Source organism: Allobosea sp. GW821-FHT10B12 (assembly GCF_059415545.1).
In genome coordinates this window covers 697887-710445 of record NZ_JBWKNL010000002.1, presented here as the reverse complement: position 1 = coordinate 710445, position 12559 = coordinate 697887, and the positions used below count along the sequence as shown (strand labels likewise).

General features: G+C 65.8%; 16 protein-coding genes. 12 read left to right on the top strand and 4 right to left on the bottom strand.

The features are described from left to right. Nucleotides 1-6 precede the first annotated feature (6 nt). The 8 genes from AC07O0_RS08710 to queA all read left to right on the top strand — a co-directional run bounded on the left by AC07O0_RS08710 (nucleotide 7) and on the right by queA (nucleotide 5184). Nucleotides 7-921, top strand: a complete 915-nt coding sequence (locus AC07O0_RS08710; RefSeq protein ID WP_494621967.1) for a translation factor GTPase family protein — start codon at nucleotides 7-9, stop codon at nucleotides 919-921. After that, a complete protein-coding gene (gene mce, locus AC07O0_RS08705) occupies nucleotides 918-1322 on the top strand; it encodes a methylmalonyl-CoA epimerase (RefSeq protein ID WP_126111733.1) in 405 nt (134 codons plus the stop codon). Before AC07O0_RS08710 ends, mce begins: the two co-directional genes overlap by 4 nt. A 3-nt stretch (nucleotides 1323-1325) precedes the next feature. Further along, nucleotides 1326-1727 carry a RidA family protein gene (locus tag AC07O0_RS08700; RefSeq protein WP_494621964.1) on the top strand — a complete coding sequence of 134 codons (402 nt, stop codon included), beginning with the start codon at nucleotides 1326-1328 and terminating at the stop codon, nucleotides 1725-1727. Beyond that, nucleotides 1724-1954, top strand: coding sequence for a DUF1467 family protein (locus AC07O0_RS08695; protein WP_454027353.1), 231 nt, complete (start codon nucleotides 1724-1726; stop codon nucleotides 1952-1954). The genes AC07O0_RS08700 and AC07O0_RS08695 overlap by 4 nt, the downstream gene beginning before the upstream one ends. Before the next feature lie 392 nt (nucleotides 1955-2346). Further along, on the top strand, nucleotides 2347-2907 hold the full coding sequence (locus AC07O0_RS08690) for a peptidylprolyl isomerase (protein ID WP_494621962.1): 561 nt from the start codon (nucleotides 2347-2349) through the stop codon (nucleotides 2905-2907). Between the two features lie 4 nt (nucleotides 2908-2911). After that, nucleotides 2912-3541 (top strand): cell envelope integrity protein TolA, encoded by a 630-nt coding sequence (gene tolA / locus AC07O0_RS08685; protein WP_494621960.1) that lies wholly within the window; start codon nucleotides 2912-2914, stop codon nucleotides 3539-3541. After that, on the top strand, nucleotides 3541-4008 hold the full coding sequence (locus tag AC07O0_RS08680; RefSeq protein WP_493684843.1) for a peptidylprolyl isomerase: 468 nt from the start codon (nucleotides 3541-3543) through the stop codon (nucleotides 4006-4008). Before tolA ends, AC07O0_RS08680 begins: the two co-directional genes overlap by 1 nt. Before the next feature lie 81 nt (nucleotides 4009-4089). After that, the gene (gene queA / locus AC07O0_RS08675) at nucleotides 4090-5184 is read left to right on the top strand and encodes a tRNA preQ1(34) S-adenosylmethionine ribosyltransferase-isomerase QueA (RefSeq protein WP_494621957.1); all 1095 of its coding nucleotides are present in this window, start codon (nucleotides 4090-4092) and stop codon (nucleotides 5182-5184) included. A 3-nt stretch (nucleotides 5185-5187) separates the two neighbouring features. Here the strand turns inward: queA and AC07O0_RS08670 are convergent, their stop codons facing one another. Together AC07O0_RS08670 and AC07O0_RS08665 are read right to left on the bottom strand one after the other, a co-directional pair. Beyond that, a complete protein-coding gene (locus AC07O0_RS08670) occupies nucleotides 5188-6204 on the bottom strand; it encodes a purine-nucleoside phosphorylase (RefSeq protein ID WP_494621954.1) in 1017 nt (338 codons plus the stop codon). Nucleotides 6205-6267: 63 nt separating this feature from the next. Beyond that, a complete protein-coding gene (locus AC07O0_RS08665; RefSeq protein ID WP_494621952.1) occupies nucleotides 6268-6672 on the bottom strand; it encodes a VOC family protein in 405 nt (134 codons plus the stop codon). Between the two features lie 70 nt (nucleotides 6673-6742). Between AC07O0_RS08665 and AC07O0_RS08660 the strand changes: the two genes are divergently transcribed. The 4 genes from AC07O0_RS08660 to AC07O0_RS08645 all read left to right on the top strand — a co-directional run bounded on the left by AC07O0_RS08660 (nucleotide 6743) and on the right by AC07O0_RS08645 (nucleotide 10008). Further along, nucleotides 6743-7348 carry a TetR/AcrR family transcriptional regulator gene (locus tag AC07O0_RS08660; protein ID WP_494621950.1) on the top strand — a complete coding sequence of 202 codons (606 nt, stop codon included), beginning with the start codon at nucleotides 6743-6745 and terminating at the stop codon, nucleotides 7346-7348. Between the two features lie 89 nt (nucleotides 7349-7437). Beyond that, nucleotides 7438-8100, top strand: a complete 663-nt coding sequence (locus AC07O0_RS08655; RefSeq protein WP_494621948.1) for a tetratricopeptide repeat protein — start codon at nucleotides 7438-7440, stop codon at nucleotides 8098-8100. 106 nt (nucleotides 8101-8206) lie between these two features. Further along, nucleotides 8207-9598, top strand: a complete 1392-nt coding sequence (gene der, locus AC07O0_RS08650) for a ribosome biogenesis GTPase Der (protein WP_494621946.1) — start codon at nucleotides 8207-8209, stop codon at nucleotides 9596-9598. After that, nucleotides 9598-10008: an NUDIX hydrolase gene (locus AC07O0_RS08645; protein WP_494621944.1), complete on the top strand. Its 411-nt coding sequence runs from the start codon at nucleotides 9598-9600 to the stop codon at nucleotides 10006-10008. Before der ends, AC07O0_RS08645 begins: the two co-directional genes overlap by 1 nt. 182 nt (nucleotides 10009-10190) lie before the next feature. Here AC07O0_RS08645 and AC07O0_RS08640 read toward each other — a convergent pair whose 3' ends face one another. Together AC07O0_RS08640 and purF are read right to left on the bottom strand one after the other, a co-directional pair. Then, the gene (locus AC07O0_RS08640) at nucleotides 10191-10931 is read right to left on the bottom strand and encodes an SDR family NAD(P)-dependent oxidoreductase (protein WP_494621942.1); all 741 of its coding nucleotides are present in this window, start codon (nucleotides 10929-10931) and stop codon (nucleotides 10191-10193) included. 19 nt (nucleotides 10932-10950) lie between these two features. Then, a complete protein-coding gene (purF, locus tag AC07O0_RS08635) occupies nucleotides 10951-12420 on the bottom strand; it encodes an amidophosphoribosyltransferase (protein ID WP_494621940.1) in 1470 nt (489 codons plus the stop codon). Nucleotides 12421-12559 lie beyond the last annotated feature (139 nt).

Genomic DNA, 12559 nt, shown 5'->3' with positions numbered 1-12559 from the left:
TGCGCGATGAACCCCGCTCCCATTCTGATAAATGTGGCCATCGAACCTCGGTTCAGAGCCGATCAGGCTCGCGTCATCGCAGCGCTGAGCGAACTCGAAGCGGCCGATGGCAGCTTTGAGGTTCGGACCGACGAGGAGAGCGGACAGATCATCATCGGCGGGGCCGGAGAAGATCATCTTGCCGGCAAGGTTGAAGCCCTGCGACGTGAATACGGGCTCGACCTGAATGTCGGCAGCCCGCAGGTCGCGTATCTCGAAACGATCTCGCAAAGCGTCGAGGTCGATTTCACCCTCAAGCAGATGGGTAACCAGCGCGCCTTTGCCCGCGTCAAATTCGGCCTCGCGCCGCGCGATCGAGGCCAGGGTAATACCTTCGTCTCCGATATCGCGCCCGATCTGGAATCCGCCGCATATAGGGAAGCCATCGGACGAGGTGTCGATCTGGTTCTGCGCTCTGGCGTTCTCGCGGGTTTTCCCGTGACCGACATTGCGATCAGGCTGCTCGACTGGGCCTATCATGATCGGGATTCGTCAGAGGCTGCTTTCGGACAGGCAGCTCGTCGCGCGTTTCGCGAAGGTCTGGAAAAGGGCGGATCCGTACTGCTCGAACCGATCATGGCATTGGAGGTTCGTGCCTCTGACGATGCAATCGAGACTGTCCTTGCCGATTTGCGGTCTCGCCGAGCGATCATATTGAGCTGCGAGGTAGATGGTTCGATGGCGGTTGTCGGCGCCATGGCGCCACTTGCGACTCTGTTCGGCTATGCGAATTCGCTCCGAGCGATGAGTGGAGGGCGCGGGACGCATACAATGCACTTCAGCCACTATGAGCCAGTCTCTTCATTCAAGGATGATGGGCCCTATCCCGCAGCGATGGCGCTGCGTATGCCGGCTATTCTGGCTCTCGGAGATTCTGCATGATCGGACGCCTCAACCACGTTGCCATCGCCGTGAAGGATCTTGCCGCCTCGACGGCGCTCTATCGCGATACGCTCGGCGCCCGTGTCTCGCAGCCGCTGCCGCAGCCGGAGCACGGCGTCACCGTGGTCTTCGTCGAGCTGCCGAACACCAAGGTCGAGTTGCTCGAGCCGATGGGTGCGGATTCGCCGATTGCCAAGTTCCTCGAGCGCAATGCCGATGGCGGCATTCATCATATCTGCTACGAGGTCGACGACATCCTCGCGGCGCGCGACCGGCTGAAGGCGCAGGGTGCGCGCGTGCTCGGCTCGGGCGAGCCGCGCATCGGCGCTCACGGCAAGCCCGTGCTCTTCCTCCACCCCAAGGATTTCTGCGGCACGCTCGTCGAGCTGGAGCAAGCCTGAGCCATGACGTCCGAGATCGCATTCTTCGGCGAACCGGGGGCCGGCTTGCCGCGGCCCTTCAGCCTTGCCACGCGGGCGGGCGGCCTGGTCTTCGTCTCCGGCCAGTCGGCGCCACATGATCCCGCGCTTGGCGTTTTCCGCGGCGATACGCCGGCCGAGGAGGTGCGCAACGCGCTGCTGCGCGTTGGCTTCATCCTGAAACAGGCCGGCTCCAGTCTCGATCGCGTCGTGCAGATGACGATGCTGATCACCGATCCCGGCGATTACGCCGCCTGCAACGCCGAATATGTGAAGCATTTTCCGAATGGCTTGCCGGCTCGGCACACGGCCCGTTTCGGCGTGCCGACCGATGCCAGGGTCGCCTTCGCCTGCATAGCCCTGGCCGGGGAGGGCAGCGCATCATGACGATCGGCGGCGGGCTTGCGGTCTATTTCGTGATCTGGTGGACGGTGCTGTTCGTCACGCTGCCCTTCGGCGTGCGCAGTCAGGCGGAAAGCGGAACTGTCGAGAAGGGGACCGATCCTGGGGCGCCGGTCCTGCCCGGCCTCGCCAAGAAGGCGATCGCGACAACGATCATCGCTGCGATCGTTTTCTGCATCGTCTGGTATATCTGGACCCAGTTCGATATCTGAACAGCGTTCAGTACAATCCAGCGTATAGTCCAAAACAAAAGGCAAGGCTTGCGCCTTGCCCTTGGAAGTCTGTTTTTTACCGCAGTATCGGCGCGCCATTATACCTGCGCACTCATATACTGAACGGCTGTTTGTTCCTCCCGAGACCTGGTCCGCGGCGCCCTGAAAACGGTCGGGCGAGCCAGCGCTGAATTGATTAGCGGATCGCAATAATGTTGTCACCTGTTTAGGCAGGTCACGACCGAACTTTTTGCAAAATTATTCCAGTTTGCTCTTGTGCGGTGCAACATTGTGCTTCGGTGGCGATTCAGCGCCTTGTTCCAGTCATAGGATGCCGCTACCTCGCTGCCTCAGATGCGCCGGGCCGTTCCGGCGGTCAGGAGACGTTTCCGATGCTTCGCACCACGCTCGCCGCCATGGCATTTTCCGCTTCGATTGCCGCGGCTCACGCTCAGGCCCCCGCGCCGGCCAATCTCGATCCGCAGAACACCCTGGCGCTCGACACCAAGGACGGGCGCGTCACCATCCGCCTGCAGCCGGACCTCGCCCCCAAGCATGTCGAGCAGATCAAGGCGCTGACCAAGCGCGGCTTCTATGATGGCATCGTCTTCCACCGCGTCATCGACGGCTTCATGGCCCAGACCGGCGACCCGAAGGGCGACGGCACCGGCGGCTCCGACCTGCCGAACATCCCGGCCGAATTCACCCCGACCCCCTACAAGGTCGGCTCGGTCGGCATGGCGCGCTCGCAGAGCCCGAACTCGGCCAATTCGCAGTTCTTCATCTGCTTCGAGGGCTGCGGCTCGCTGACGGGCCAGTACACCCTGTTTGGCGAAGTCGTCTCCGGCATGGATGCCGTGCGCAAGATCAAGAAGGGCAGCAGCGCCAATAACGGCTCGGTCAGTGGCCCCGACAAGATCATCCGCATGCGTCTGCTGGCGGACGCAAAGTAAGCCCATGCGCCGCTCGCGCGTTCCTGCGCTCGCTCTCCTGCTGCTGGCCTCAGCCGGCGGCATGGCGCTGGCGCAGGACACGCGCGATCTTGGCCTGCCACCCGCCTCCGGCTTCCAGAACCCCGTCCTGCCGCCACCGTCCGGTTCGCAGAACCCGGTGCTGCCGCCGCAATCGGGCCAGCGCTACATGCCCGGCATCGGCGGCCCCTTCGGCGAGGGCGCACGCCGCCCGGTCGTGCCGTCGCCGACGCCCGGCGTCGATCGCGGCGTCATCGGCACCGTCAACCCAGAGACGATCGGCCTCGGCGAAGAGACTGTCGACCGGCTCGACCACATCGGCCCGGCGTTGCGGCGCTGCTGGAAGCCGCCGGCCCTTCAAGTGGGAGACAGTGCGAGCGCCAGTGTCCGCTTCAGCCTGCGCCGCGACGGCAGCCTCTTCGGCCAGCCGCGCGTCACCTGGGAGATGCGGCGCGCGCCGCCCGGCCTGCGCGAGCGTTTCACCGACTCGCTGATGCGCGCCGTGCGCGATTGCACGCCGATGAGGTTGTCGCCGGGGCTCGGAGGGAGTATCGCAGGCCGCCCGATTACCATCCGCTTCTTCGGCCGCGTGCCGACCAACGAAAGATCAGTCTGATGTCGCTCGACCCCGAGAACACCCTCGTCATGGAGACCACCAAGGGCCGCGTGGTGATCAAGCTGCGTCCGGACCTTGCCCCCAAGCATGTCGAGCGCATCAAGCTGCTCGCCCGCGAGGGCTTCTATGACGGCATCGTCTTCCACCGCGTCATCGACGGCTTCATGGCCCAGGTCGGCTGCCCGCACGGCACCGGCACCGGCGGCTCGAGCTATCCCGACCTTGCCCAGGAGTTCAATGCCGAGCCGCATGTCCGCGGCATCTGCTCGATGGCCCGCGCCCAGAACCCGAACTCGGCCAACAGCCAGTTCTTCATCGTCTTCGACGACGCCCGCTTCCTCGACAAGCAGTACACGGTCTGGGGCCAGGTCGTGGAAGGCATGGAGAACGTTGACAACATCAAGCGCGGCGAGCCGGTGCGCGATCCCGACTCCATCGTCTCGCTGAAGGTGCAGGCGGACGCCTGAGGCGTTCCCACGCTTTCAGAAAACAAAATCATCCCGGGTCGACCTCCGGTCGGCCCGGGATGATTTTTTAGGATCGACCTTATGGACGTCGACCTCTTCGATTTCGACCTGCCCGAAGAACGCATCGCGCTGCGGCCCGTGAGCCCGCGCGATGCCGCAAGGCTGCTCGTTGTCCGCCCGGGTACGCCCGAGCCGCTTGAGGATCGCGGCATCCGCGACCTCGTCGAGCTGCTCCAGCCGGGCGACGCGCTGGTGCTGAACGATACCCGCGTCATCCCGTCCCGGCTCTGGGGGCGGCGTTATCGCGGCGAGGCCTCGGCCCGCATCGAGATCATGCTGCACAAGCGCGAGGCGGATGATCGCTGGCGCGCCTTCGCCCGCCCGGCCAAAAAGCTCGCGATCGGCGAGACGGTCGTCTTCGACAGCGACGGCGCCGGCAATGCCTGCGAGCTCGCGCGACTTCAGGCCGAGGTCGAGGACAAGGGGGAGGGCGGCGATATCGGCCTGCGCTTCTCGCTGACCGGCCCCTATCTCGACGAGGCGATTGCGCGGCTCGGCGAATTGCCGCTGCCGCCCTATATCGCCGGCAAGCGCGCGACCGACCAGGCTGATGCCCGCGACTACCAGACGACCTATGCCCGCGAGGAAGGCGCCGTCGCCGCGCCGACGGCCGGATTGCACTTCACCCCGGAATTGTTCGACGCGCTGAAGCAGCGCGGCGTCTCCAGCCATTTCGTCACGCTGCATGTCGGCGCCGGCACCTTCCTGCCGGTCAAGGCGGATGACACCGACGAGCATCGCATGCATGCCGAATGGGGCACCGTCGGCGCTGCGACGGCCGACGCGCTCAACGCGGCCAAGGCAGCCGGTGGCCGCATCGTCGCGGTTGGCACGACCTCGCTGCGCCTTCTCGAAAGCGCGACGGCTGAGGACGGCGTCATCGGGCCATTCTCGGGCGACACGGCGATCTTCATTACACCGGGCTATCGCTTCCGCGCCGTCGACCTGCTGATGACCAATTTCCATCTGCCGCGCTCGACGCTGTTCATGCTGGTCTCGGCCTTCAGTGGGCTCGATCTGATGAAGCGCGCCTATGCCCATGCCATCGCCGAGGGCTATCGCTTCTATTCCTATGGCGACGGCAGCCTGCTGTTCCGGGCCGACACGCCGGCCTGAGCGCTATTTGGCCGGCAGCGGCGGCACGCCCTTCTGCCATTCGCCCCAATTGCCGACGATGTGATCGACGACGCGCGAGCCGACCGCCTCGACATTGGCGACGGTCTCGGCGAAGCCGCCGGCCGTCTGGCCCGGCGCCGGGTCGAGATGCTGCAGCGTCGTCTCGTTCGGGTTGCCTTGGTCGAAATTGACCGCACCGCGCAGGCTGAGGATCCGGTCGGTGCCGAACTGGCGCTTGATCACCAGCGTGATCGCGGCGGCTTCCATCTCGGTGATGACATAGTCGTCGGCGCCATAGAGCTTGGCCATATACTGCGCCTCCTTCGACAGCCCGGGGCCGTGGAAGAAGGTGTCGCCGGTCATGTGGGTGCCGGTCTGCACGGACGGCGCCGCCCGCGCCTTCTCGTCCGGATAGCGCTGGCGATATTGTTTCGCGGAATCGGAATCCTGGAGATTGACGCCGGCGCTCAGCCGCGTTGCCCAGCCGACCAGCGCCGGGTTGAGCTTGAAGACCCGGTACTCCTCATAGCCCTTGCGCGGAACGAAGACCGGCTCACCCGGCTTGCCTTCCTCCGGCGCCCAGCGATGGCCGAGATCATAGTCGACCAGCCAGGTGCCCCAGGAGACGTCGCCGATCGTGCCGCGCGAGGGCGGCGTGCCGGCGACACCGGTGATGACGAAATAGGCCTGCGAGAAGTCGTAGTCCGGATCGAGCAGGATCGCCTGCATCGAGGAGGAGGAGTTGACCTTGCCCATGCCGAGTACGGCGCCGCAAACGCCGTCGCCGTTGCAGTAAACCGGCTTCAAGGCGCCGCGCGCCTCGTGCGGCTGGCTCTTTTGCCAATAGCGCTCATACCAGTGCTGGAACTCGCCGGCCCTGTCGCCGGTATTGGCGCCGATCTCGAACATTGAGGCGACGAAGACCTTGACCTTGATCGGCGCCGCCTCGGCCGCGCCGCCAATGCCGAGCGGGGCGAGGCTGAGAAGGGCTGCTCCCAGCCCGCTGGCGATCCGGTTCATGGTGCTCTCCTTGCCGCTGTGAAGGCGGAAGCCGAAGCAAGGTGCCTGCCACGGACCGCGCGATCAAGCGTGGCCTTCGGGCGGGGTGCTCATCGGGATCGGCTTGATCACGTCGATCAGCACGCCGTTCGGGTCGGCGGTGATGAAGTGGCGCTGGCCGAACCATTCGTCACGCAGTTCCTGCAGGATCGGCAGCCCGGCCGCCTTGAGCCGGGCATGCTCCGCATCGACGTCCTCGACCTCGAAGTTGAGGATCAGCCCGCTGACACGGCCGCGGCCGGGGAGGGGTATCGTCTCATGGCTGCCGTCGAGGACCGCCAGCGTCACCCGCTCGTCGACGGTCGATTGCAGATGGACATACCAGTCGGCCTCGAACAGGGCCTGGAAACCGAAATGCGCGATATAGAAGGCGGCGGTCTCGGCGACCTTCTCGGTCATGATCACCGGGTAATAGCTGGTGACTTTCATGGGCTTGCCTGTCTTTCGTCATAAACATACAATCTGTATGTTTTAATGAAATAACATACAGGCTGCACGTATGCAAGAGATGGCGCGCCGATCTAACAAGGACCGCTCCGACACCACCCGCGCTGCGCTGATCGCGGCGGGGCGCAAGCTCTTCATCAGCCGCGGCTATGCCGAGACCGGCACGCCCGAGCTCGTCGCAGAGGCAGGCGTGACGCGGGGCGCGCTCTACCATCATTTCGCCGACAAGAAGGCCCTGTTCCGGGCCGTCGTCGAGGCAGAGTCAGCCGCGATTGCGCACGAGATCGAGAGCGCAGCTCGGCCCGGCCTTCCGCCCTTGAAGGCGCTCAGCAAAGGCGGCGCAGCCTTCCTGGAGGCGATGCAGGTGCCGGGCCGGACCCAGTTGCTGCTGATCGATGCCGCCTCCGTGCTCGGCCGCGAAGAACTTGACGCCATCGATGCTCGCCATGCCGGGCGTACCTTGCGTGAGGGGCTTGGCGCCGCGATGCGAGCCGGTGCGCTGCCGTCCCTGCCATTGGCAGCGACCACACAACTGCTCGGCGCCGCTTATGACAGGGCCTCGCTCGCCATCGCAGCCGGCGCCGATCCCGGCGAATGGTGCAAGCTCATCGATACGGTACTCGTCGGGTTGGCTATGCCTGGCGCTGTGCCGCAATAGGCTCGCGCTGACGGCCCTATGTGGCCGTTCCGGCTCGCATTCCGCCGGCAAAGATGCTACCCGGCTGGCGAAAGCAGTTTTGAGGCGTCATGTCCGATATTTTCCGCGAGATCGACGAGGAGGTTCGCCGCGACAAGGCGACCGCCATCTTCAAGAAGTATGGCAATGTCTTCATCGCCATCGCCGTCCTGGCTGTCGCCGGCGTCGGCGGCTGGCAGTTCTGGCAGCAGCAGGAGCGCAAGAAGGCCGAGGCCGTCGGCGCCAAGTTCGAGGCGGCGGTACGTGCCTCGCGCGACAACGACGCCAGTACGGCCGAGGCGACCCTGACCGAGCTCGCCGCCAATGCGCCCGCGGGCTATCGCCAGCTCTCGCGTTTCCGTCTCGCGGCCGAGGTCGGCAAGCGCGATGCTGCTGCCGGTGCGGCGGCCTTCGACGCACTCGCCGGCGACGCTTCGCTCGACCAGTATTATCGCGATCTCGCCCGCCTGCGCGCCGGCCTGCTGCGCGTCGACACGCTGCCTTATGCCGATCTGCGCAAGGAGCTCGAGCCGCTGGCGACGCCGACCGGGCTCTGGCGCCATTCGGCCCGTGAATTCCTCGGCATTTCCGCGCTCAAGGCCAATCTCTTCGATGATGCCGGGCGCTGGTTCGACGCTGTCGTCGCCGATCCGCAATCGCCGCAGGTGCTGCGCCAGCGCGTCGAGCTCTATCTGACGCTGGTGCGCGGCGGCCCCGTTACCATCAAGAACTGAAATCGGGCACCGCCGCCCCCCGGCGGTCGTCCTCCAGGCCTGGGTTTCGGACCGGAGAGTGGGACCACTTTCCGGACGAGGCCCAATGCTGCATTAAAGACGGATCATGAGCGCCACCATCGCCATCGTCGGCCGGCCCAATGTCGGCAAGTCGACCCTGTTCAACCGGCTCGTCGGCAAGAAGCTGGCGCTCGTCGACGACCAGCCCGGTGTCACCCGCGACCGGCGCGAGGGCGAGGCCAGCCTCGGCCATTTGCGTTTCACGGTGATCGACACGGCCGGCCTAGAGGAGGCCGACAAGGATTCGCTTGCCGGCCGCATGCGCGCCCAGACTGAAACCGCGATCGACCAGGCCGACGTCATTCTGTTCATGATCGATGCCAGGCTCGGCCTGACGCCGATGGACCAGCCTTTCGCCGAGCTGGTTCGCCGCTCCGGCAAGCCCGTCATCCTGCTCGCCAACAAGGCCGAGGGGAACAAGGGCAAGGATGGCGTCATGGAAGCCTATTCGCTCGGCCTCGGTGATCCTGTGCCGTTCTCGGCCGAACACGGCGAGGGCACCTCCGACCTGCTGGAGGCGCTGGCGCCCTACGTCGTCGACGAGCCGGAGGAGGACGAGGAGGAAGAGGCTTGGGCTGACGCTCCTGCCGCCGACGCGTCCGATGAGGATGCCGATCCGAACCGGCCGCTGCGCGTCACCATCATCGGCCGTCCGAACGCCGGCAAGTCGACGCTGGTCAACAAGATGATCGGTGAGGAGCGCCTGCTCACCGGCCCCGAGGCCGGCATCACCCGCGACACCATCTCGGTCGAATGGGAATGGCGCGGCCGGCCGGTGAAGCTGTTCGACACCGCCGGCATGAGGAAGCGCGCCCGCATCGACGAGAAGCTGGAAAAGCTCGCCGTGGCGGATTCGCTGCGCGCCATCCGCTTCGCCGAGGTCGTCGTCGTGCTGCTCGACGCGACCATCCCCTTCGAGAAGCAGGACCTGACGCTGGCCGACCTGACTGAGCGTGAGGGCCGCGCCGTCGTCATCGGCCTGAACAAATGGGACCTGGTCGCCGACAAGCAGGGCCTGCTCGCCGAGCTCAAGGAGAAGGCGCATCATCTGCTGGCGCAGATCAGGGGCGTCGAGATCGTGCCGCTCTCTGGCATCGCCGGCGAGGGCATCGACCGGTTGATGCAGGCGGTGTTCCGCTCCTATGAGGTCTGGAACCGCCGTGTCTCGACGGCGAAGATCAACCGCTGGCTCGAAGGCGTGCTCTCGGCCCATCCGCCGCCGGCGGTGGCCGGCCGGCGCATCAAGATCCGCTACATGACGCAGGCCAAGGCGCGACCGCCGACCTTCGCGCTGTTCGGCAACCAGCTCGAGCATCTGCCGGTCTCCTATTTGCGCTATCTCACCAACAACCTGCGCGAGGCTTTTGAGCTGCCGGGCACGCCCGTCCGGCTTTATACCCGCGGCGGCGGCAACCCTTACGACAAGAGCAAGGGCTGATGCTCGAGACCGTCAGCGCGCTCTTCCTGCGCGCCGACGGGCGGGTGCTGCTCGGCCTGCGCGCCTCATGGAAGCGCGCCTGGGCCGATCATTGGGACGCCATAGGCGGCCGGGTCGAGCAGGATGAAGCTCTCGACGCTGCGCTCATCCGCGAATGCTGCGAGGAGGTCGGGCTGACGCCTCTGACCTACCGCTTGATGCTCTCGGCTGAGGAGCGTTTTCCCGAGCGCAACGGCGCGGCGTTGCACCACATCTATGTCGTCTCGGGCTGGGACGGCGGCGAGGCGGAGAACCTCTCCGACGAGCATGTCCGGATCGGCTGGTTCTCGCTCGACGAGATGGCGGCATTGCCGAACCTGACCGTGCCGGATCTGATCGCGGTGGTGCGGGAGTACGCGGCGACGGTGTGAAGAGCGCGTCATGCTCGGGCAGTTCTTCCCTTCTCCCCTTGCGGGAGAAGGTGCCGGCAGGCGGATGAGGGGTCGCTCAGGTCTGGAAGGCATCGGCTACGAGACCGTGAGATCGCGATCAGCGTCGCGCGCCCCCTCACCCTAACCCTCTCAAGCAAGGGGAGAGGGGGACCGGTTGCGCCCTAAGCCGGCATCTGCGACGTCAGCACCTTGCCCTGCGGGAAGTCGAAGATCTTGCCAGTCTCGCTCCAGCTTGGCGCGGCGATCGCGACCAGATGTGGCGCCAGGTCTTCCGGTGTCTTCAGCGTCATCGGGTCCTCGCCCGGCATGGCCTGGGCGCGCATGCGGGTCCGCAAGGGTCCGGGATTGACCAGCATGACCCGCAGATTCGTGTTCCGGGTCTCGTCGGCATAGCTGCGCGCCATCGCCTCGAGCGCCGCCTTGGAAATCGCATACGGCCCCCAATAGGCCAGGCCCTTATGGGCTGCGCCGGAGGACAGGAAGATCGCCCGGCCGGATGCGGAAGCCTTCAGCGCCGGCTCGACCGATTTCAGCAGCCGCCAATTGGCGCTGACATTGATGTCGAAGACCTCGGCCCATTCCTTCGGGCTGACATGGGTCAGCGGCGCCAGCGGGCCGAGGATGCCGGCATTGGCGAGCAGGATGTCGAGCCTGCCCCAGCGCTCCAGCAGGGCAGGGCCCAGCTTCTCGATCGCGGCGCCGTCGGCGAGATCGGCCGGCACGAGTGTCGCGCTGCCGCCGATCGCCCGGATCTCGTCGTCGAGCTCTTCCAGGGCACCGGTGGTGCGCGCCAGCGCGATCACATGGGCGCCGGCCTCGGCGAAGGCGAGCGCCGCGGCGCGGCCAATGCCGCGCGACGCACCGGTGACGAGCGCGATGCGCCCTTCCAGAGGCTTGGTCATGAAAGTCCCGTCGAAAGGCTCAGCCGGCGGCCAGTAGCGACATCTGCTGTTTGGCGCTCTCGCCGACGACATCGGTCAGGGAGGTCGGATAGTCGCCGGTGAAGCAATGGTCGGTGAACTGCGGCCGGGTCGCGTCGCGCTGTTCGTGCCCCATCGCCTTATAGAGCCCGTCGACCGAGATAAAGGCGAGCGAATCGGCGCCGACGAACTGGCGCATCTCCTCGAGCGAATGGGTCGCGGCGAGCAGCTTTGCCTGGTCCGGCGTGTCGATGCCGTAATAGTCGGGATGGGTGATCGGCGGCGAAGAGATGCGGAAATGCACCTCGCGGGCACCGGCCTCGCGCATCATCTTGACGATCTTCAGCGAGGTCGTGCCGCGCACGATCGAATCGTCGACCAGCACGATGCGCTTGCCCTCGACCACGCTGCGATTGGCCGAGTGTTTCAGGCGCACGCCGAGCTCACGCACCTTCTGCGTCGGCTCGATGAAAGTGCGGCCGACATAGTGGTTGCGGATGATGCCGAGCTCGAACGGGATGCCGCTCGCCTGGGCGTAGCCGAGCGCCGCCGGCACGCCGGAATCCGGCACCGGCACGATCACGTCGGCATCGGCAGGCGCTTCCGCCGCGAGCTGCGCGCCCATCGCCTTGCGGCGCTCATAGATGCTGCGGCCCTTCACGATCGAATCCGGCCGGGCGAAGTAGATGTACTCGAAAATGCAAGGCCGCTCCGGCACCGGCGGGAAGGGCTTGTGGCTCTCGATGCCCTGCTCGGAGATGACGACGACCTCGCCATTCTCGATCTCGCGCACGAACTTGGCGCCGATGATGTCGAGCGCACAGGTCTCGGAGGCCAGGATCGGGCAGCCGTTGAGTTCGCCGAGCACCAGCGGACGGATGCCGAGCGGATCGCGGGCGCCGACCAGCTTCTTGTTGGTGATGCCGACGAAGGCGTAGGCGCCTTCGATCTGGCGCAGCGCGTCGATGAAGCGCTCGATGAATTTGGGCTTGCGGCTGCGCGCCACGAGATGGAGCAGGACCTCGGTGTCGGAGGTCGACTGGTAGATCGCACCGTCGCGGACGAGGTTGCGCCGCAGCGTCAGCCCGTTGGTCAGGTTGCCGTTATGCGCCACCGCGAAGCCGCCGCCATGCAGCTCGGAGAAGAGCGGCTGGACGTTGCGCAGGATGGTCTCTCCGGTGGTCGAGTAGCGGACATGGCCGATCGCCTGCTTGCCCTTGAGCTTCTCGATCACGCTGGCGTCGGAGAAGGCGTCGCCGACCAGGCCGAGCTGGCGCTCGGTGTGGAAGCGCTTGCCGTCGAAGGAGACGATGCCGGTCGCTTCCTGGCCGCGATGCTGGAGCGCGTGAAGGCCGAGCGCGGTCAGCGCCGCGGCGTCGTCATGGCCGAAGATGCCGAAGACGCCGCACTCCTCGCGCAAACGATCGGCGTTCGGATCGAACACGGCGTCGGCATCGTGGATCAGGCTCATCGCAGGCTCCATCGCGGCTTCAGTACGCTTTCCATTCGGCCGGACCGACCCAACGGGAAGAATTTGCCAACTACTTGTTGGAGCATCGCCCCATCACAAGAACGGTTGCCGGTTTTGTGATGAACAATGCTCTGGTCTC